Here is a 21,332-nt window from a genome sequence, read left to right as displayed (position 1 = left end):
AGCTGTTGATATGAGCCATGGAGCCATGATGTCGCACCAACCTACGCGTCGATTCACCTTGCTTGCAGGCTTTGCATCTGCGGCCTTGAGCCTGGCCGGATGCAACAAGCCGGCTTCGCCTGTCTTTCAGGGCATGGACCTGACGGATCACGCTTACGTCAAGGAGTTTCGCCTGACCGACACGGACGGCAGGGAGCGCACGCTGGCCGATTTCAAGGGCAAGCTGGTGATGCTGTTTTTTGGCTTCACGCAATGTCCGGATGTCTGTCCCACGGCGTTGGCCCGAGCCGTGGCTATCAAGGGCTTGCTGGGCGTGGACGGCGAGCGCTTGCAGGTCCTGTTCGTCACGGTGGACCCTGAGCGTGACTCCGCTGCGGTGCTCAAGGCCTACATGCAGGTGTTCGACCCTGGATTTATTGGTCTTTACGGCACTTTGCAGCAAACACGCGAAACAGCCAATGCCTTCAAGGTACATTACAAAAAAGTGCCGACTGGCGCGTCTTACACCATGGATCACTCGACGTTCAGTTACGTGTTTGATTTTTCCGGCAATTTGCGTCTTGCGCTGCGTCACAACCAGAGCGCAGAAGAGTGCGCTGGTGATTTGCGCCAGCTAGTTGCATCAACCTGACTTTTGCACAAGGAAAGTACCATGAAAAACATCACTCGGTCTATCTATATCGCCTTTTCTTTGCTGGCCGCCGCCAGTGCTCATGCACAGGTCACCGTCAAGGATGCATGGGTGCGCGCTACAGTGCCGCAGCAAAGGGCGACAGGTGCCTTTATGCAACTTAATGCTGCAAAAGACAGCAAGCTGGTCTCGGCCAGCTCCAGTCTGACGGCTGTGGTTGAAGTGCATGAAATGACCATGCAGGACCACATCATGAGGATGCGGCAGATTCCGGCCATCGAGTTACCCGCAGGCAAGACTGTGGAACTCAAGCCTGGTGGTTACCACGTGATGTTGATGGATCTGAAGCAGCAGGTAAAGGAAGGTGAGATCGTTCCGCTGACCTTGGTATTTGAGAGCAAGGACGGCAAACGCGAGTCGGTTCAGGTCAAGGCGCAGGTGCGCGCGCTGAACACCGCGGCCAAGCCGGAAGTGTCCATGGAGCACAAGCACTGAAGGCGAGATGCCGGCGCCTGTTTGTGTGCAGGCACTTACCCGACTACGGCACTATCTGGCGCCGGTCAGCTCGAAGAGCTGTCCTGCGGGCATGCCAAAAACCATGTCCAGCCTTTGTCTGGGCGAAGTGCCCGGGTTCATTCTGGCGAGTGGTTCCATGCTTGATGCCGGGACCTGGTAGCTGACCGTTGCACCGTTTGCCTTGTGGGTGACTTCAATCATCGTCATGTAAGTTGCATCTTCGGTCTTTGGTGCGACCACCAGGCTTTTTTGTCCCGGTGAGGTGGATGTCGCGATCATGATCCCGTCGGCAACACAGGCGCATGGGGAGTTTTTACCCTCGGTGACCTTCACATTGACCTCGCGGCGTTTGGCACCCAGCCGTTGCAGGGCGTCCTGGCCAATGCGTATGCCGAGCGCAATGTGCGAGCCGAAGCCGCCGTGTACGGCCTCCCCGAGTGCAATCCATTCGTCATGCGTGCGGTCGGAATTTACGGCGAGGTTCTGAGCGGTCGAGGCCACGCTTGTGGATATGCCAAGGATGAGGGCAAGGATGGATGTAAATGGTTTGAAGCGCATGGAAGAGCCTTGAAACAGTAGAAACGGGCTAAAGGCGCAGGCATGACATGACCGGATCGCGGAGGCAAACAGGTGCTTCGCTCAACGCCGCTTGACCGCCGCGCCCAGCCGCCGGTACACGGTGGCGCGGCTCACGCCCAGTGCCTTGGCCGCTTTCAGCACATTGCCCCGTGCATCGTCCACGGCCTTGCGGATCAGCGCGGTTTCTATGTCTTTCAGGGGCTGTGGTGCCGAGGCCGGCGTGGACGACAGGCGCAGCGGCGCCGGCAGGTTGCCCGGGCCCGTCAGCAAAGGCAGGGCATGCAGCCTCAGGCCGGTCCACAGCGGAACTTCAAGCGCACCGGCAGGGCTGCCCTGGTGGCGCGCGGCGTCAAACAGCATCTCGAAGGCCATCGCGAACAGGTCGCTGCAATGCAGCCGTGGACCTGCCGGGTAGCCCAGTTGCGGCAGCATTTGCCGGGCTGCCTGGTTGGCGCCCAGGAGGTAGCCGTCGGCGTCCAGGCAGACCAGCCCGTCGGTCTCGTCGCCCAGCGCGCGGCCGGGCCAGTTCAGGCGTATGAGCAGGCCGCCAGGCTTTTCGAACCTGCCGAGCGTGAGTGCGTTTTCAATGCTGCGTGCCGACTGTGCGACCAGGTGCTTGAGTTCGGGCCGCTCGGCGGCTTCAATGCCCGTCAGGTCCAGCATGCCGACGCATGCACCGTCGGGGCCAAACAGCGGCGCGCCCGCGCAGCTGTAGACGGCGTTGGCTTCAAAAAAGTGTTCGCCGCGGTGTAGCCACACCGGTTGCAATTCGGTCAATGCCGCACCAATCGCCGTGGTGGCGATGCTGCGCTCCGACAGGTCGGTGCCTATGCGCGTGATGAGGCTGGCCCTGGGGTCGCTGCGGTCTATGTCGCCGTTGACATCCACCACCACGCCGTGCTGGTTGGTCAGGATGGCGAAGTAGCGTGTGTCGGCAATGGCCCGCCCCAGTTTTTCCAGAACCGGCCGTGCCGCCTGGACCAGCAGGTGGTTGTCATCCAGCGTGCGCCGCAGCGCGGGGGCGGAAATCATGTCAAACGACGGTGCGTGTTCAGGCCTGTGACCGCTTGCCAGGCAGCGCTGCCACGAGCGTTCTATCCAGTGGTCAAGACCTGTCGCGGTGCTGCCTTGCGGTCGTTCGCCATACAGTACCGCCTGTCTTGCCTGCACGATGTGCATCAAGCGGTCCTGCGTGTTCGCAGGCATAAGGGACGGGAGTGCAGGTGAGGGTGGCGGCACAGGAGTCATGGTGCATTGTGGCCAATTTTTGGTGACTGCGTAAAGACAGAGGCATTGCTGGCCGGCGTGCTGTGGCAGAGCCTGATTTGTGCGTTATGAGCTTTTGACGACTGTTGTAGCTCCTTTTAAGCATCAAATCAGTGCCTGGCCCTATGAGAATGGGCGCGACAAGCTATATTTATGATAGCAGTCGCTGCGAATCCGGTCTAGGGTTCCGGGCGCTTTTCCGCCAGGCGCAGGGTCAGCAGCGTGCCGGTGCCGGATGACTCCAGCAGGATTTCCGCGCCTATCGCCTGGGCCCTTCTCTGCTGGTTGGACAAACCCTTGCCGCCGCTGGCAAACGCCCTGGCGACATCGAATCCCTGGCCGTTGTCGGAAATGATGACATTCACGTAGCCTTCAGCCGCGCTGGTGGCCACGCGTATTTCGCTGGCGCGGGTGTGTTTGAGGATGTTGGCAAATGCCTCCTGCAGGATGCGCAGGATGTGCAGGGCATTGCGCGGGTCCAGCCAGTTGAGCGCCGGCACGTCGGTGATCTCCCAGCGCAGCGTGACGCCGGCGCTTGCCAGCCGGGGGCCCAAACGAAAGCGCAGCGTGGCCAGCAGCAGCAGCAGGTCGGCCTCCACCGGCTCCAGCGAATCGATGGTCAGCTTGAGGTCGTCGATGCAGCCCTTGAGCACTTCCGCCACGTCGGCCTCGCTGAGCCGGCCGCCTTCGACCACGCGCAGCGCGCTCACCAGCGAGGAGCCCAGGCCGTCATGCATGTCCTGGGTCAGGCGCTGGCGCTCCCGGCTCAGGGTCTCGCGCTGCTCGACCTGGCGCAGCTTGTCGTAGCTTGCCGCCAGCTCGGCTTCGCGGCTCTGCAAGCGCTCTTCCAGGCCGGTGTTGAGCCGCTCCACCCCATTCAGGGCGCCCACGTATTGCCGGAACATGATCACAACAAACATGGCGAACAGCACCATGGCCGCGTAGGGTGTGAGGTAGTAGCTTTCCAGGTCCAGCACGTACTTGATCCGGGCCCAGTCGTAGACACCGAACACATAGTTCAGCAAGAATGCGATCGACAGCATTTTGGCGTCCAGCGACCGGCTGCGCCATGAATGCCACAACCCGACCAGCAGGACCAAGGTGCCCATGCCGATCAACAGGAGATGGGCATGGGGCCGCAGCGCCAGCAGACTGGGGAAGACGGAGGTAACGGGCAGCGTGACGACGGAAAAAACCACCGCCATTCCCAGCATTACCCGGCTCAGGCGGGGCATGGCACGGCCGTGCAGAAACTGCAGGAAATAGTGTGTGATCAGTGATTGCCACATCAGGGCATTGAGGGTGAGCCAGATAAACCAGGCGTCGCTGACGATGAGTTTTTCAGGGCCCAACTGGAAATGCCAGCGCCGTGTCGAGCTCAGCAGGGCAATCGCAAACAGGTAAAGGTTGGCGGGTTGGCGGCGTACCACCCAAACGGCCAGCGAAAAAAAGCCCACCGCCAGGAAGGCTGCGCTGCACATGAAGGGCAACTGGTAGGCCAGCCAGTCCCGCTTGGCGGCCATCTCGACAAGGCTGTCCGAGTCGCCCGCGTAGAAGGATGAGATCGCTGCTTCCGGCGTGGACAGGCTGTCGAGGCGGATCAGCAGGGTCCGGGGCGGCGGGCTGTCGGCGGTCAGATTCAGCGGCAGCAGCAGCGCTGGGTGGTTGAACAGGTTCCAGACCGCGCTGCCGGTGGATCGGTAACGCAGTTGACCATCCGCATACACGGCGATCTGGCCGGCTGCCAGCCATCGGATCAGGTAGAAGTGCGTTGGGCCCTTCATGCCCTGCAATGCATCTAGCCGTACGCGCAGCCAGGTCGTGACGACGGGCAGCTTGCCGGCGCCTGAAGCCGTTGGCTTGTCAATCACGCGCGGCAGCTCTACCTGGGTCCAGCGTCCGGGCAGGGTGGCTTCATCGACCGTGGCCGCCAGGGGCCTGAAGCTGGCCGCTTCTTCGCGAAGCATTTCGGCGCTGGTGTAGTGAACGACGGTTGTGGTAGCCCATGCCCCGGTGCAGCAGGCCAGCAAGCCGCCCCACAGGAGCAGCAGACGCACGGCACGCGCAAGCATTTCAGGAAACCAGGATGCCCTGGTGCCTGGCTTCGTAGATCGCCTCGGCTTTGGAGTTGACCTTGAGCTTGCTGTAGATGCGCCGCACATAGGTCTGTACCGTGTGCAGTGAAACCTGCATCAGCCTGGCGATTTCGTCGGCCGTAAAACCCTTGGTGATCAGCTCCAGCACTTCCTTTTCGCGGCTGGACAAAGCCGCCGGCTGCTCGTTGCCGGTGCGCGCCGCGGGTGCCGAAAGCGTGGACGCCGGCGGCATGGCAGATGCAGACCGGAAGCGCACCAGTATCTGCCGCGCAATCAGCGGGCTGATGGGGCTGCCGCCGCCGTGCAGGCTGCGGATCTCATGGAGCATGTTGTCCGGCGCGCTGTCTTTAAGCAGGTAACCCGATGCGCCGGCCTCGATCGACTGGAGTACATGCGCCTCGTCGCCAAAGGTGGTGCACACCATCACGGCGCAAGTGGGCCACTGCGCATGCGCGGCCCTGATCACGTCAACGCCTGAACCGTCGGGCAGGCCGAGGTCGACCAGCAGCACGTCGGCGGGTGGTTTTGCCAGTGCGTGCAGGCCTTGCGCGCGGGTACTGGCCATGCTGGTCAGGCGGATGTCCGGTGATGCCTCTATGGCCGCGATGATGGTGTTCTGGAAATGAACGTCATCTTCTACAAGCGCCACCTGTATGAGCTGTCGGTCCGTACTGGGTTGCATGGCATCGGTTCCTGCGTTGTTGCACGCGCATGTGGCATGGGCGTGAAGGGCTGCAACTGCGGGCGGCCCTGGAATGCCCGATTGTGCGTCAATGCATGCAGCGGGGCTGTCCCCAGAATTGGCGACAAAACGCCGCCGTGCATGCAGGCCCGTGCCCCGCGCAACCCGGGCCCGGCTGCAGTTACTGGGCCTGAAAGCCGCTGGCCTTGATGATGCGTGCCCAGGTTTGTGCATAAGCGTGCTCGCGGCTGGCCAGTTGTGCCGGCGGCATGTAGCCCACCGTCAGGCCCATGGCGGTCAGCCGGTCACGTACCTCGGGCATGGCAACCACTTTGGACACGGCCTCGGCAAACCGGTCTATGGACGCTTTGGGCGTGCCGGCGGGCGCAAAGATGCCGTAGTAAGGCAGGTCCTCAAATCCGCTCAGGCCGAGTTCCGCAAATGTCGGCACATCCGGCAGCGCCGCCTGGCGCGCCCCGCCCAGCACCGCGACCACGCGGATCTTGCCGGCCTTGTGGTTTTCAATGAAGTCGGGAATGGAGCCGACACCGGCACCGATCTGGTTGCCCAGCATGTCCGCGATCATGGGGGCGCTGCCGCGGTAAGGCGCGGCCTGCAGGTCCAGCTTGTATTTCTCGCCGATCAGCTTGACCAGGAACTCCGGCACCGAAGCTGGCGCGGGGATGCCCACATTGCCCTTGCCGTTCTGCGTGTTGCGCACCCAGGCCACATACTCGTTCATTGACTTTGCCGGGGTGCCGCCGGACACCGCCAGCGCGTTCACAAACGTGGCAAAACCGGCCACCGCTACAAAGTCCTTTGCCGGATCGAAACCCGGATTTTTGGTCACCAGCGGCAGGATGGACACCGTGTGGTCATGCGTGAGGAAAAACGTCATGCCGTCGGCAGGCGCAGCCTTGAGTGCCTGCGCTGCAATTTGCCCGCCCGCACCGGCGCGGTTTTCCACAATCACGCTGGTGCCCAACTGGTCCTTGAGTTTTTCTGCCAGCGTCCGGGCGATCACGTCGGTGCCGCCGCCCGGGGGGAAACCGACCAGCAAACGGATGGTGCTGGTCTGGGCCTGCACGGCGCCAGTCAGCCCGGCCAACAGGACGGCGCCAATGATGAGGGTGTTGCGCAGCGTGCTGATCACGCGCGCGGATTGTGGTTTGCCCATGGGAAAGCTCCGATTGAAGGGTAAAAAAGACAGGTGCCCATTTTGCTGCAATAACAGTGCCTGGGGGCTGCGGGTTTTCCGGGCAGCGCCGCTTGCCCGCTTCGCCATTTCCCGGAGATCAGCCGTTCAGACGATTGACCGGCAGCCGCAAGGTTAGCTGCGTGCCGGCTGCCGACGATTCAAGCAGTACCTCACCGCCTATGGCCTGTGCGCGGCGCAACTGGTTGGACAAACCCTTGCCACCCCGGTGCATGGCCTGAGCCACGGAAAAACCGGTGCCGTTGTCGGCAATGGTCACGGTGACAAAGCCGTCGGCTGTGCTGGTGGTTACGCGTATCTCGGTGGCTTGGGCGTGCTTGAGGGTGTTGGCAAGCGCTTCCTGCAGGATGCGCAGGATATGCAGCGCGTTGCGCGGGTCCAGCCAGTCGAGCGCGGGCAGGTCGGAAATCTCCCAGCGCAGGGCAATGCCGGTGCTTTCAAGGCGGTTGCCCAGGCGAAAGCGCAAGGTGGCCAGCAAAAGCAGCAGGTCGGCCCCAATGGGTTCCATGGAGTCAATCGCCAGCTTCAGGTCGTCAATGCAGCTCTTGAGTACCTCGGCTACCTCCGCTTCCTGCAGCCGCCCGCCCTCCACCACGCGAAGGGCGCTGACCAGCGACGAGCCCAGGCCGTCGTGCATGTCCTGCATCAGGCGCTGGCGCTCCTGGCTCAGGGTTTGCCGTTGCTCGATGTCGCGCAGGCGGATGTGGCTTTGCGTCAACTCGGCCTCGCGTGCCTGCAGTTTCTCCTCCAGGCTGGCATTGACCTGGCGCACGCCATCCAGCGCGCCGGTATAGCGGCGAAACATGATGTACATGAAGATGAAAAAAGCCCCCACGCTGGCATAGGAGCCCAGGAAGCTGCCCTCCACACTGACATGGTTGTTTTGCAGCAGCCAGTCATACACGCCGAACGTCAGGCTGAGCAGGCTCCAGCCGGCCAGCAGCATGCCGTCACGCGAGCCGGCCCGCCATGCATTGCGCAAGCCGCAGGTAAAAGCCGTGGCACCCATCGCCAGCAGCAGGATATAGGCCAGCGGCGCCAGCACGGTTACGTTTGGCCAGTTTCCGGGAAACACCGGCAAGGTCAAGACGCTGGTGGCTGCGGTGACGGTGATGACCAGGTGGTTCAGCCATGGCAGGGGCAGGTGGTGCAGGCGCACCAGGAAAAAGTGCGCGGTGGCAACCAGCCAGAACAATGAATTGACGGTGAGCCAGCCAAACCAGTCATCCGATACTGGCAGCCGGTGCTGGCCCGCGTAATAGTGCAGGCAGCGGATCCACGAGACCGCCGAGGTGATAAAAAAAAGCAGGTACAGCGAGGCGCCCGGGAAGGCCTTTCTTTGCCGCAGCCACACAGCCAGCGCAAACATGCCCACGGCCAGGAAGGCCGCGCTGGTCATCAGCGGCAGCTGTATTTGCAGCGCGTCGCGCACGCGGTAGCGCCAGCCGATGGCAGCCTCGTCGCCCAGCCACAGGCTGGAGATCGCGCCGCCGGTGGCACGCAGCCGTTCGATGCGCAGTACCAGGGCCTGCGGCGGCTGCGCGTCGGCCGTCTCGTCCAGCGGTATCCACAGCGGATGGTTGGAGCCGTTCCATAGCCAGTTGGCATGCGACTGGTACAGCAGGCGGCCGTCACCGTACACGGCAATCTGCCCGTCGGTTTTCCATCGCGGAATGTAGAGGTAGCCTGGCTCAGGCGAAGAGGCGAGCGGGGGCAACTGTGTGCGGTACCAGGTCACCACGGTCTGCGGGCCCATGGTGTCGTCGCCGGGTGGCACCAGTTGCGGAGGCAGGGCATGCGGCAAGGCCACCGGTTCCCAGGGGCCGGGCAGGGCGACGGTGTCCAGTGTGTAGGGCGGCGGCGAAAAGCCATGGCCGTCCACGGCGAAGAGCTCGGCGGAGGTAATGTGCAGGGGTTCTGCGGCATGGGCCGGGTACGGGCATGCCAGTGCCCGCAGCGTGAGCAGCAGCAACGCCGCGCAGCCTCCCTGCCATTCGCGTGAAAGCCTCCGGTAAGGCGAAATAACAGGCAAATCGGTCTCCAGCCCGGTTTTGGCAAGCGCAGCAAGCTATTAAAAAGATAGCGAATGGCCGCCCGGCGGCAGAACTGCTTGCGTCTGGCAAGCGATTTTGCAGGTGACAGGGCGGCTGGTTTGTCCCTAAAAATTGGGACAGACAAACATGCTGCTGCGGCTTAGCATCCCGTCGATCGGCCATGTGCGCTGAGTGACGAAAGCGCGCGCACATGCCGGACACGCCCGAGGGAGGCGGACAACAGCAAGGCAAACAAGGAAGAAGGCCGGAACGCGCCATGTCGAACACTCTGAAAGCTGCGTTGCTGGCAATGGCTCTGGCCATCGCGGGCACCGGTCGTGCGGAGACGACAGACATCTCTTTTTATTTCCCCATCGCGGTGGGCGGCCCCGTCGCCAAAAGCATTTCAGCGCTGGCCGCCGATTTTGAGAAGAGCCACCCCGACATCCGCGTCAAGCCCATCTACACCGGCACCTACAAAGACTCCATCGTCAAGGCGCTGACGGCGCACAAAAGCGGCACGCCCCCCGACACGGCGGTGCTTTTCGCTGTCGACATGTACACGCTGATCGACGCCAATGCCATCGTGCCTTTCGATGACCTAGTCGCCAATGCCGACGACGTGGCCTGGTTGCGCGGCTTTTACCCGGCCCTGATGACCAACAGCCGCGCCGCCGGCCAGACCTGGGGCATTCCCTTCCAGCGCTCGACCATCCTGCTCTACTGGAACAAGGAACTTTTCAAACAGGCCGGCCTGGACCCGGAGCGCCCGCCCGGTAACTGGGCGGAGATGGCCGACTACGCCCGCAAGCTGACCCGCCGTGATGCGGTCGGCAACACCACGCAATGGGGCGTGCAGATCCCGTCGTCCGGCTTTCCCTACTGGCTGTTCCAGGGCCTGGCCACGGGCAACGGCGCCGAGCTGATGAACGCAGCCGGTACCAAAACCTACTTTGACAAGCCCGCCGTGGTGGAGGCGCTGCAGTACTGGGTGAACCTTTCGCGCGAGCAGAAGGTGCATCCGCCCGGCATTGTTGAATGGGGCACTACGCCCAATGATTTTTTGAGCGGGAGAACCGCGATGATCTGGACTACCAGTGGCAACCTGGGCAACCTCAAGGCCAAAGCCGGCTTTGATTTCGGCGTGGGCATGCTGCCCGGCAACAAGCGCTTCGGCTCGCCCACGGGGGGCGGCAATTTTTATGTGTTCCGCAAAAGTTCGCCGGCGCAGCAAAAAGCCGCCTTCCGTTTTATCCAGTGGATGGTCGCGCCGGAGCGCACCGCGCGCTGGGGCATCGATTCAGGCTACATCGCCGTCAGCCCGGCGGCCTGGGAAACCGGTGCGATGAAAAGCTATGTGGCGGATTTTCCGCAGGCGGCCGTCGCGCGCGACCAGTTGCCCCAGGCTGTAGCCGAACTCTCCACGCACGAGAACCAGCGCGTGACGCGCGCGCTCAATGCCGGCCTGGCGGCGGCGCTCACCGGTGCCAAGACAGCGCAGCAGGCCCTGAAGGACGCACAGGCCGAGGCCGAGCGCATCCTGCTGCCTTACCAGCGCTAGGGGCCCCATGACGACGATGGCCCCATCCCAGCCCGGAGCCCCGAAAGCCCGGCTCCGTGCGTTCAGGCGGCTGCGCTTCTTCAGCTACCTGCTGCCCTGTGTGGTGCTGGGCCTGGCCCTGTCCATGGCCTGGTACTTTTGGGAGCGCGAGCGCCGGGAGATCGAGCAGGTGCTGCAAGGCGAATTCGACGCGCGGGTACGGGAAGCCACAAGCCTCTTCAGGGAGCGCATGCTGGCCTACGAGCAGGCGCTGCGTGCCACGCACGGCCTGTTCGCCACGGCCGAGCAGGTGCAGCGCGGCGATTTCCAGTCCTTTGTGGCCAACCTGCGCATCCAGAACCATCCGGGCCTGCAGGGCATGGGCTTTGCGCTCATCGTGCTGCCCCACGAGCGGGAGCGCCACATTGCCGCGGTGCGCAGCCAGGGTTTTCCGGCCTATACGGTGCAGCCGCCTGGCGACAGCGGCGCCAGCACCTCGGCGCTGTACTTCGAGCCCACCGGCTCCACCTTCCTGAGCACCCTGGGCACGGATTATTTTTCGGAACCTTCGCGCCGCCCCGCGATGGAAGCCGCGCGCGACAGCGGCGGCATCGCGATTTCCAACAAGGTCAAGCTGCCCGAGGAAGACGCGGCCCAGGTCCAGGCCGGTTACCGCATGTACCTGCCGGTCTACAAAAACGGCAGGCCGAAGGCCGCCGTGGCCGAGCGCCGCGCCAACATCGCGGGCTGGATTTACGCCGCCTTCAGCATGGACGGGCTGATGGACAACATCCTCGGCGAGCGAGCCAACATCACCGTCGATGTCTACGACGGCGCGGGGCAGGGCGACGACCAACTGATAGACACCTACAGCGACCGTGTGGGCGGCGAGTCCGCCGTCAAGCTGTTCTACGCGACGCAGCAGGTGGAGGTGGGCGGCTACAGCTGGACGCTCACGGCGCGCTCGCTGCCCAACTTCACCACCGCCATTGCCATCAGCAAGCTGCAGCTGGTGGCCCGGCTGGGCGCGGCGGCCAGCGTGATGGCGGCCCTGCTGAGCTGGTTCCTGCTGCGCCGGCGCATACGCGCGCTGAGCGCCGCCGAAAGCCTGCGCAGCGCCAAGGAGCATGCCGAGGCGGCCAGCCACGCCAAGTCGCGGTTCCTGGCAGTCGCCAGCCACGACCTGCGCCAGCCCATCCAGGCGCTCAGCCTGTTCGTCGCCACGCTGCAGGCCATGGGCAGGCGCGCGGCAATCCCGGGGGCGGAAGTGGGTCACATCGCCGCGCGCCTGCAACTGGCCCTGAACGGGCTGGGCCGTCTGCTCAACGGCCTGTTTGACCTGTCCCGCCTGGACAGCGGCACGGTGACCGTCGCCAGGCGGCCGGTCGAAGCGGCCGGCGTGCTGGCCGAGTTGAACAACGCCTTTGCCGGGCCGGCTGAAGCCAAGGGTCTGGGCTTCAAGGTGTTGCTGCCGCGCGGCCTGTGGGTGGACACCGACCCGCTGGTGCTCGCGCGCGTGCTCTCCAACCTGGTGGCCAACGCCGTGCGCTACACCGACAGGGGGCGCATCCTCGTGGGCTGCCGGCCGCGCGGGGACACGCTGGAATTTCAGGTCTTAGACACCGGCATAGGCATCGCCGACGAAGAACGCGCCCGCATCTTTGGCGAGTTCTACCAGGTGCCCGATGTGGCGCGCGACAGCGAGCACGGCCTGGGCCTGGGGCTGGCCATCGTGTCGCGCTCGGTGCAATTGCTGGGTGGGCGCGTACGCGTATGCTCGACGCCAGGCAAGGGCTCGGTCTTCTCGGTCGTGCTGCCGCGCGCGGCGGAACCCTTGTCCCCACCCGCCAGCGCCGCGCAGGAGGCCGGCCATTTCAACGGCAGCGTGCTGGTGATCGACGACGACCCCGAGGTGCGCGAGTCCATGCAGCGCCTGCTGGCCGCCTGGGGTTACCCGGTGCGGGTAGCCGCTTCACTCGATGAGGCGGTGGCCGCCGCCGGCGCGCAGGGAGGCGCCCCGGCGCTGGTACTGACGGACTACCGGCTGGGCAATGGCGTGACCGGCATCCAGGCCGTCGAGGCGGTGGAGCGCCGCCTGGGACGCCAGGTGTCCGCTGTCATCATCACCGGCGACACCTCGCCCGAACCCGTTACCGAAGCAGCCCGCCACGGCCTGCGCCTGGTCTACAAGCCGGTGGAGCCGCAGGTTTTGGCCGCACTGTTGAAAAGCATCCAATGAACATATCAAGCGATTTACCCACCATGAGCACCATCACCCGGATCATTCTCGCGGAAGACCACGCGCTGATGCGCGACGGCCTGAAGATGCTGCTGTCGACCCAGCCCGGCTTCGAAGTCGTTGCGGAAACCGGCGACGGCCGGGCCGTGGATGCGCTGGTGCGGCAGTTCAGTCCCCAGTTGTTGCTGCTGGACCTGGGCCTGCCCGGCCTGCACGGCGTGGACATCGCTGCCGCCCTCAAGGCGGAGTTCGCCGAATCCATCAAGGTGCTGGTGCTGACCGGCGACCTGCAGCCGCATTCCGTCAGGCAGGCGCTGGCGGCGGGCGCCGACGGCTATGTGCACAAGAGTGAGGACAGCGCCGAACTGCTGCAGGCGGTGCATGCGGTTCTGGCCGGCCGCCAGTACGTCAGCCGCAACATCGCCGCGGTTTTCCTGCCGCGTTCCCTGCGTCTTGATGCCGCGCGCGACGAACTGGTGGCCACGCCGCGCGAGCGCGAGATCATGTCGCTGGTGGCGCGGGGCTTGAGCAACCGCGAGATCGCAGAGCTGCTCCTCATCAGCGTGCTGACGGTGCGCACACACCGGCAGAACCTGATGGAGAAGTTCTCGCTGCGCAACGCGGCGGAGATTACCGCCTACGCCGTGCAGCGCGGCTACTACACGCCGTCCTGAACGGCGCGTCATCGCTTGCGCCAGCCTGTCCCCAGTTTTGGGGACAAGCCATCGATCCGGCCCCTTGCGTCCGCGCTGCAAGGGCGGGTTGACTACTGCATTGGCAGTATTGCCGTGTAACCGCTTGCTGCACAGAATCACCCGCATGCAAGGATGTCCCCAAGCCTTTCGCTGTCCGGTGAACGTCTCATCCCGGGGAGGGAAGTGCGCGGCCCGAAAGGAGAACTTCCACCAGCTGCGCTGCCCTCGCGTCCCTAGAAATGGGGACATACAGGTGACGGGAGGACTCCTACGATTCGCACGTTCTGTCACAGGTGTGTACGCCGCGCAAACCCCTGTACAGGATCTGCCACTGCCTCTTTTTTCCAGAAAGCCACTGCCATGAAAAGCCACGCCAGCATGAACCGCATTTATCGCCTTGTCTGGAATGCCGCACTCAGCCTGTGGGTGGCGGTGGCGGAAAACGCCAAAGGGCGCAGCAAGGGTGGCTCGGCGCGCAGCAGCGTGCAGTGGGAGGCCGTGCAGGCGGGCGGAGGGGAAAGAGGAGGTGGCGGCACGAGCTTCAGGCTTAATACCGCGTGCCGCGCGGCGCTGGTGCTGTTCACCTCGCTGGCTGTCTTCACGCATGAAGCGCGTGCCGCCGATGCGGCCAACGCCAGCGTGTCCGCGGGCGCAGCCGGCATCTCCACGGTAGGCAACATCACCACCATCAACCAAAGCACCCAGCGGGTGGCCATCGACTGGACGTCCTTGTCTACAGCAGCCAATGAGGCGCTGAGATTCAACCAGCCCAATGCGGCAGCCATCGCGCTCAACCGCATCACCGGCAGCAGCCCCAGCGAGTTGCTGGGCAGCCTCACGGCCAATGGCCAGGTATTTATCCTGAACCCGAACGGCGTGCTGTTTGGCGCCGGATCACAGGTCAACGTCGGCGGCCTCGTGGCTTCGACGCTTTCCATGAGCAACGCCGACTTCATGGCCGGCAACCACGTGTTCACCGGCTCGGGTGCCTCCGGCTCCGTCGTCAACCAGGGCACGCTGACGGCGGCCAACGGCGGCTACATCGCGCTGCTGGCGCCCGAGGTGCGCAACGAAGGCGTGATCGGCGCCACGCTGGGCACCGCCTTGCTGGCGGCCGGCAACAAGGTCACGCTCAATATCGACAACGGCAACCTGCTGGGCTACAGCATCGACCAGGCGGCCCTCAATGCGCTGGCCGACAACCGTCACCTGATCAAGGCCGACGGCGGGCAGGTGATCCTGACGGCGAGTGCGACGGACGCCTTGCTGCGCACGGTGGTCAACAATTCGGGTGTCATTGAAGCCAAGACCCTGAACAACCAGGGCGGCGTGATTCGCCTTGAAGGCGGCGACAGCGGCGTGGTACACGTCAGTGGCACGCTGGACGCGAGCGGCAAAGGCGCGGGCGAGCAGGGCGGCAAAATACAAATCACCGGCGACAAGGTGGGCCTGTTTGATGCGGCCAAAGTCGATGTCTCAGGCGACGCCGGCGGCGGCACCGCGCTGATAGGCGGCGACTTCCAGGGCAATAACGCGGCGGTTAAAAACGCCTCGGCCACCTATGTGAGTGCGGACGCCAACGTGAACGCCGACGCCATCACTTCTGGTAACGGCGGCAAAGTGATCGTCTGGTCGGATGGCACCACGCGCTACAACGGCAGCATCTCGGCCAAGGGCGGCGCTGACAGCGGCAACGGCGGCTTCGTCGAGGTCTCGGGCAAGGGCCTGCTGGCCTTCAAGGGCGAGGTAGACACGTCCGCGGCGCACGGCCGTTACGGCACTTTGCTGCTGGACCCGACCAATATCTGGATCGCCGTCGACAACGCCAGCGCCAATGCCGCGGCCGGCTATACCGTGGGTGATAGCAGCGCCGACGGCGGCGCGGGCAATCCCTTTGCCGCCAGCGGCGCGGTGGACGATTCGCTGCTGACCACCGCGTCCCTTACGGCCGCGCTGGCCAATAACGACGTGACCGTCACCACTACCAACCCCAGCGGTGCGGGCGCGGGCAACATCACGGTGGTCGACAGCGTGGCCTACACTGGCCCGCGCGCCGGCACCCTGACCCTGAGCGCGGCCAACAACATCGCGATCAACCAGTCCATCAGCAGCAGTGGCGCGGCACTGAACCTGACGGCCAACGCCGCGGCGGGCGACATCGGCATCGCCAACGGCGCCACCATCAGCGCCAACGGCGGCAATGTGCAGCTCACCGGCCGGGACATCATCTTGAGCACCGGAAACACCGCCAGCACCGGCTCCATCACCACCACCGGCGACGTCTACCTGGCGGGACGCAACATCCAGCAGGGCGGCTCCGGCATCGCCATCACCGCCAACAATCTGGCGATACGCGCCAGCGGCTATGTCGGCAACAGCGCCGCCACGGTGGCCGGCGACGACAAGCTCAACACCCAGGTGAACACGCTCTCGGCGGTGGCGACTGGCGCAATCTCGGTGAGCAACACCGGCGCGCTGACAGTCGATACGGCCACCTTCGGCGGTTCGGTCGTCCCGGGCGGCGCCATTGTCGGCGTGAGCAGCACGGGCGGCCCGATCTCGCTGGCCACCGTCGATACGGGCGGCGCCACGGACAACCTGGTGCTCAATAAATCCGTCATCACCACCGGTGGCGCGGCCAATACCATTAACCTGCAGGCCGACGACAACTACACCCAGAACGCAGGCGCCTTTGTGACGACCGTGGGTGCCAATGCCACGCTGGGCGCGGGCCGCAGCCTCACCATCAACGAAACCGGAACCGCCGTCTCCACCTCGGGCGCCAACGGCGCGGTGGATGCCAATGGTCAAAGCGCTGGCAGCATCAGTATCGGCACTCTGGGTAGCACCTTTGCCAGCATCAACATTTTGGGCAGCCTGTCCGCCAGGGGCGGCGCGGCCAACAACGGCAGCGGTAACACCAGTGCCAGTTCAAATGCGGCCTTCAGCGGCGGCAGTGGCGGCAGCGTCACCTTGCAGACCGCCACAGGCAACAACAACACAATCACCGTAGGCAATATCGACGCTGCTGGCGGCAACGGCGCGGCCAGTGCAGCAGGCGTTTACGGGGTGGGTGGCAACGGCGGCGCGATCCTCATCCGCAGCAATGGGGCCAGTTCGGCCATACAGACGGGCCATCTTTCTTCCAGCGGCGCGGCGCCTGGTTATATCGGCGACGGTGGTCATGCGGGTGCAGTCACGGTGGAAGGGCTGGGTGCTAACTCTGGTGTCACCACGGGCAATATCTCGGCCGCTGGCGGTATTGGTTCTTTCCAGGGCCAGTTTGCGCTGGGTGCCAGCGGTGGCAACGGTGGCAACGTCACGGTCAATGGCAAAGGCAATGTCACGACGGGGTTTATTGATGCACACGGCGAAGGTGCCAGTGCCAACACAGGGCGCAACAACCTGACAACAGGCAGGGGCGGTGTCATTGCCGTCACCGCCAGTACGGGCAGTTCAGATGTCAGCACGGGTGCCTTGAGCAGCTATTCCGGAGACGCTTTTTGCAATGGCAACAGAAGCTGCACCTTGCAGGCGGCGGGCAACATCACCGTCAGTTCGACGGGTTTTATCAAGGTTGACGGTGCGGTGCAGGCCCAAGGCGGCAATGCCAGCGGTGGCAATGCGCCTAACAACGGTGCAGCGGCCGGCAATGTGTCCATCACATCGACGGCAACGACGTCGGGCAAGAGTGTCCTGATCAATGGCCGTATCAACGCTGCGGGTGGCAATGGTAGCGGTGGCAACGGCTTCGGCAGCGGTGCCAGCGGCGGTGCGGCTGGCAGCGTGACAGTCAGCTCTGCCGGTGTCGGCGGTGCAGGCAGCAATGTGGCCATTGCCGGTGGTATCAACGCCTTGGGTGGTGCAGCCAGTGGTACGGGTGCCCAGGCTGTGGCAGGCGCCAGCAAGGCGGTGAATGTGACGGCCACAGACGGCTATGTCTGGCAGGCCGCAGGCAACTACTTCAACGGGCTCTCGGTGGCCGTTATTGCCAACCGCGGCATTGGTGCGGGCAGCGGCGCGCTGGACATGACAGGCGCCACGGCGCCCGACATGAGCAGCCGTCTCGGCGTTGCCGCCGCGAACAGCACGGCGCGCAACGGCTTCGTCAACCCGGCCACCAAGGCCGGCGCCTTGCGCGTCACTTATGCCGGCGGCGCGTTGACCTTGAGCAACCAGTTCCAGAACGGTTTTGTGCCGGGCGACTTTGACCTCGCCGTGCCCAACGGCGACTTGACGCTTTCCGGCCTCGGCCGCACGGGCTCTGCCAATGTCTCCCTGAGCACCGGTGGCAACCTTACACTGACGAATAACGGACTGATTTCCACTGTGAGCGGCAACATCCGGCTCGAAGCGGCCGGCAACATCGGCGTTGGTAACCAAGCCCGGGCCGAAACAACGAGCGGCGACCTGTATGCCTACGCTGGCGGCAGCATTACGCAAACCAACGAATACCACTCCCTGGTTGCCAACAACCTGGCCATCAGAGCCGGCGGTGCCGTCGGTGAGGGCTCCGGCAACGGGCGCCTGGTCACCCAGGCCAACAACCTGTCCCTCACGGCGGGTGGCAATGTCATCCTGTACAACAATACGGCTTTGAATATCGGCAGCGTCACCTTTGGCGGCGCCACGGTGCCGGGCGGCGCCATCAACGGTGCGTCGTCTTCCGGCGGCACGCTGTCGATTGGCAGCGGCAGCACCCTGGGCGGGACCGGGCCCGTCAGCGCGAGCAGTGTGACCCTGTCCGCCGCAGGCGGCATCAACCTGGGTGTGGACACGGCCTCCCTGACCGCGACCGACACCAGTGGGCCGATCGCGATCACCTTGGCCAATGGCGGCACGGTCGAAAACGTCAGTACGACTGGTACGGTCAATCTCGCGGCAACCGCGGGCGACCTCAACCTCAAGACAGTTTCAGGCGGCGATGTGAGTCTGACGGCTGCGGCCGGCGCCATCACCGACGCCAACGGCAGCGCCAACAACATCACGGCTACGACGCTGACCGCCTCGTCCCGTGACGGCATCGCGCTGGGCGCCAACACCACAGGCCTGCAGAGCTTTACCACCACCGGTGCCACCGGCGACATCGCCGTGGCCACCGACAATGCGCTGGACACCGCCAACTACAGCATCAGCACCGACACAGGAGCGGCGCAAAACGTCAGCCTGACGTCCAACGCGGCCTCAGGCATCACGGTGGGCAATGCCTTTACCTCCACCAACGACAACATCAGCCTCACCGCCACGGCAGGCGGCATCAACCTGGCCAGCGACATAGCCGCTGCGGGTCTGGGGCTCAATGCCCAGGGCAGTATCAGCGCGCCCGCCGCCATCAACGTCAGCGGTGTGTTCGACCTCAAGGCCGGCACTTTCAGCCAGGTCGGCGGGACGCTCCCCGCGTTCTCCGCCGGCGACTTCCGCATCAGCGGCGGCACCTTTGTGCGCGCGCTGGCCGGCGACGGCTTGAGCACCGGCACGGCTTACCAGATTGCCGACATCTACGGCCTGCAGGGCGCGGGCTCCGCCGGCATGCTGGACAAGAACTTCAAGTTGGCCAACAACATTGATGCCAGTGGCACCGTGAACTGGAATGCGGGGGCGGGCTTCAACCCAATCGCCCGTGGGAGTGATGTGTTTACCGGCAACCTGGATGGCGGCGGCCATGTAGTCGACCAGTTGCTTATCAACAGGCCCGCCGAAAATAACGTCGGTTTGATCGGTTCCATGAACGGCGGGACGGTCTCCAACCTGGGGCTGACGGGCGGCACCGTTAGCGGCAACCAGACCGTAGGCTCGCTGGTGGGCTACAACAATGGGCTGGTCACCAACAGCCATAGCTCGGCGGACGTGTACAGCAGTGTGTACAGCGGCGGCGGGCTGGTCGGCGTGAACACCGGGACCGTCAGCAACAGCTATGCGAGCGGCTTCGTGTTCTCCGCCTTCTATGCAGGTGGCTTGGTGGGAACCAATGCAGGAACCGTGAGCGGCAGCTACGCCACCGGCACGGTGTCGGGGTTCTCCGACACGGGCGGTTTGGTGGGCCTGGATAACAGCGGTACGGTGAGCAACAGTTTCTGGGACACCCAGACCACGGGCCAGGCCACCAGCGCCGGTGGCACGGGCATCACCACTGCGGACAGGATGAAGGCCCAGACCTTTATCGACGCCGGCTGGAACGCCAGCAACGTGGGCGGCGACGGCACCACCTGGCGCATCTACGAAGGCCACACCGGCCCGCTGTTGCGCGGCTTCCTGACCGGGCTGACCCTGGCCGACACCAGTGTGACCTACAACGGCAATACGCAGGCTGGCGCCACCACCGTCACCGCGGGTGTATCGGGCAGCAACGTGACCGCGCGCAACGCGGGCAGCTACGCCACGGGTTATTACTCGAACCAGCAGGGTTACGACATCATCGGCGGCGGGCTGGAGATCGCCAAAGCCGACCTGACGCTGACGACCAGCGATGTCACCAAAACCTATGACGGCACCACCTCGGCCGCAGGCACCGCCGTGGCCGCGGCCGGCACGGCGTTGCTGGGTGGCGACACCGCCAGCGGAGGGGTTTTTGAGTTCACCAACAAGAACTTTGGCGCCGGCAACAAGTCGGTGACGGCATCCGGCGTGACGGTGAACGACGGCAATGGCGGCAACAACTACAACGTCAGCTATGCCAACAACACCACGAGCACCATCAACAAAGCCAACCTGACGGTGACGGCCACAGGTGTGACCAAGACTTACGATGGCACGACCAGTGCCACAGGCACGGGCACGGTGGCCGCGCTGGCCGGCGCGGCAGCCGGCGAAGTCGTCAACGCCAGCGGCAGCCAGGCCTTCCTCGACAAGAACGCGGGCGCCGGCAACAAGGTGGTGCGCGCCAGCGGCGTGACCATCAAGGACAGCGGCAATGCCGACGTCACCGGCAACTACAACATTGCTTATGTGGACGACGCCACCAGCACGATCAACAAGGCCAACCTGACGGTCACCGCCACCGGCGTGAGCAAGACCTACGACGGCACGACCAACGCTTCAGGCACGGGCTCTGTCGGCACGCTGGCAGGCGCTGGTGCAGGTGAGTCGGTCAACGCTGCAGCCACGCAGACCTTTACCGACAAGAACTTCGGCATCGGCAACAAGACGGTCCAGGCCAGCGGCCTGACCATCAAGGACAGCGGCAACGCCGACGTGACGGGCAATTACAACATCGCCTACGTTGACAACACCACGAGCACCATCAACAAAGCCAACCTGACGGTGACGGCCACCGGCGTGACTAAAACTTACGACGGTACGACCAACGCAACGGGAACGGGCTCTGTCGGTACGCTGGCCGGCGCTGGTGCGGGCGAGTCGGTCAACGTTGCAGCCACGCAGGTGTTCACCGACAAGAATTTCGGTATCGGCAACAAGACGGTCCAGGCCAGCGGTCTGACCATCAAGGACAGCGGAAATGCGGATGTCACGGGCAACTACAACATCAGCTACGTCGACAACACGACCAGCACCATCAACAAGGCCAACGTGACCCTGTCGACTTCCGATGTCACCAAGACCTATGACGGAACGACCAGTGCGACCGGCGCGGTGGTGGTGACGGCGGGCACGGTGTTCGCGGGCGACAACACCACCGGCGGCACATTCGCCTTTACCAACAAGAATGCAGGTGTTGGCAACAAGACTGTGACGACCAGCGGCGTGACGGTGGGCGATGGCGTGAACAACGCCAACTACAACGTCAGCTATGCCGACAACACGACCAGCACGATCAACCAGGCCAACCTGGTGCTGACCACCAACAACGTCACCAAGACCTATGACGGCACCCTCAGCGCT

At 64.2% G+C, this 21,332-nt stretch carries 12 protein-coding genes; 6 read left to right on the top strand and 6 right to left on the bottom strand.

Annotated features, from left to right (window positions below):
- Positions 1–28: 28 nt before the first annotated feature.
- Together ACFQND_RS19295 and ACFQND_RS19290 are read left to right on the top strand one after the other, a co-directional pair.
- On the top strand, positions 29–631 hold the full coding sequence (locus ACFQND_RS19295; protein ID WP_371437611.1) for an SCO family protein: 603 nt from the start codon (positions 29–31) through the stop codon (positions 629–631).
- Between the two features lie 21 nt (positions 632–652).
- A complete protein-coding gene (locus ACFQND_RS19290) occupies positions 653–1,126 on the top strand; it encodes a copper chaperone PCu(A)C (protein WP_371437610.1) in 474 nt (157 codons plus the stop codon).
- Positions 1,127–1,177: 51 nt separating this feature from the next.
- Here the strand turns inward: ACFQND_RS19290 and ACFQND_RS19285 are convergent, their stop codons facing one another.
- From ACFQND_RS19285 to ACFQND_RS19260, 6 genes are all read right to left on the bottom strand, one after another.
- Positions 1,178–1,705 carry an FmdE family protein gene (locus ACFQND_RS19285; protein WP_371437609.1) on the bottom strand — a complete coding sequence of 176 codons (528 nt, stop codon included), beginning with the start codon at positions 1,703–1,705 and terminating at the stop codon, positions 1,178–1,180.
- Between the two features lie 81 nt (positions 1,706–1,786).
- Complete coding sequence (locus tag ACFQND_RS19280) at positions 1,787–2,932, bottom strand: helix-turn-helix domain-containing protein (protein ID WP_371437608.1); 1,146 nt, start codon at positions 2,930–2,932, stop codon at positions 1,787–1,789.
- Positions 2,933–3,171: 239 nt separating this feature from the next.
- Entirely contained in the window at positions 3,172–5,064 is a 1,893-nt protein-coding gene (locus ACFQND_RS19275; RefSeq protein ID WP_371437607.1) for a sensor histidine kinase, read from the bottom strand.
- Position 5,065: 1 nt separating this feature from the next.
- Positions 5,066–5,770, bottom strand: a complete 705-nt coding sequence (locus ACFQND_RS19270) for a response regulator (protein ID WP_371437606.1) — start codon at positions 5,768–5,770, stop codon at positions 5,066–5,068.
- A 181-nt stretch (positions 5,771–5,951) separates the two neighbouring features.
- Positions 5,952–6,947, bottom strand: coding sequence for a Bug family tripartite tricarboxylate transporter substrate binding protein (locus ACFQND_RS19265; RefSeq protein WP_371437605.1), 996 nt, complete (start codon positions 6,945–6,947; stop codon positions 5,952–5,954).
- Between the two features lie 118 nt (positions 6,948–7,065).
- Positions 7,066–9,018, bottom strand: a complete 1,953-nt coding sequence (locus tag ACFQND_RS19260; protein WP_371437604.1) for a sensor histidine kinase — start codon at positions 9,016–9,018, stop codon at positions 7,066–7,068.
- A 278-nt stretch (positions 9,019–9,296) separates the two neighbouring features.
- Here ACFQND_RS19260 and ACFQND_RS19255 point away from each other — a divergent pair, with 278 nt between their 5' ends.
- The 4 genes from ACFQND_RS19255 to ACFQND_RS19240 form a co-directional block, all read left to right on the top strand.
- Positions 9,297–10,580, top strand: coding sequence for an ABC transporter substrate-binding protein (locus ACFQND_RS19255; protein WP_371437603.1), 1,284 nt, complete (start codon positions 9,297–9,299; stop codon positions 10,578–10,580).
- Between the two features lie 7 nt (positions 10,581–10,587).
- Entirely contained in the window at positions 10,588–12,798 is a 2,211-nt protein-coding gene (locus ACFQND_RS19250; RefSeq protein WP_371437602.1) for a CHASE domain-containing protein, read from the top strand.
- Positions 12,795–13,472, top strand: coding sequence for a response regulator (locus tag ACFQND_RS19245; RefSeq protein WP_371437601.1), 678 nt, complete (start codon positions 12,795–12,797; stop codon positions 13,470–13,472). Before ACFQND_RS19250 ends, ACFQND_RS19245 begins: the two co-directional genes overlap by 4 nt.
- Positions 13,473–13,853: 381 nt before the next feature.
- Positions 13,854–21,332 (top strand): two-partner secretion domain-containing protein (locus ACFQND_RS19240; RefSeq protein WP_377414363.1); only part of this gene is annotated, 7,479 nt, incomplete at its 3' end.

This window comes from Polaromonas aquatica (assembly GCF_042659145.1).
Lineage (GTDB): Bacteria > Pseudomonadota > Gammaproteobacteria > Burkholderiales > Burkholderiaceae_C > Polaromonas > Polaromonas aquatica.
Note: the sequence above shows the minus strand (reverse complement) of the source record. Positions and strands in the feature narration are given on the sequence as shown.

Bases quoted from the DNA above. Each gene is read 5' to 3' on its own strand.
- ACFQND_RS19295 (WP_371437611.1), top strand. From the start codon at position 29: ATGTCGCACCAACCTACGCGTCGATTCACCTTGCTTGCAGGCTTTGCA.
- ACFQND_RS19290 (WP_371437610.1), top strand. From the start codon at position 653: ATGAAAAACATCACTCGGTCTATCTATATCGCCTTTTCTTTGCTGGCC.
- ACFQND_RS19285 (WP_371437609.1), bottom strand. From the start codon at position 1,705: ATGCGCTTCAAACCATTTACATCCATCCTTGCCCTCATCCTTGGCATA.
- ACFQND_RS19280 (WP_371437608.1), bottom strand. From the start codon at position 2,932: ATGCCTGCGAACACGCAGGACCGCTTGATGCACATCGTGCAGGCAAGA.
- ACFQND_RS19275 (WP_371437607.1), bottom strand. From the start codon at position 5,064: ATGCTTGCGCGTGCCGTGCGTCTGCTGCTCCTGTGGGGCGGCTTGCTG.
- ACFQND_RS19270 (WP_371437606.1), bottom strand. From the start codon at position 5,770: ATGCAACCCAGTACGGACCGACAGCTCATACAGGTGGCGCTTGTAGAA.
- ACFQND_RS19265 (WP_371437605.1), bottom strand. From the start codon at position 6,947: ATGGGCAAACCACAATCCGCGCGCGTGATCAGCACGCTGCGCAACACC.
- ACFQND_RS19255 (WP_371437603.1), top strand. From the start codon at position 9,297: ATGTCGAACACTCTGAAAGCTGCGTTGCTGGCAATGGCTCTGGCCATC.
- ACFQND_RS19250 (WP_371437602.1), top strand. From the start codon at position 10,588: ATGACGACGATGGCCCCATCCCAGCCCGGAGCCCCGAAAGCCCGGCTC.
- ACFQND_RS19245 (WP_371437601.1), top strand. From the start codon at position 12,795: ATGAACATATCAAGCGATTTACCCACCATGAGCACCATCACCCGGATC.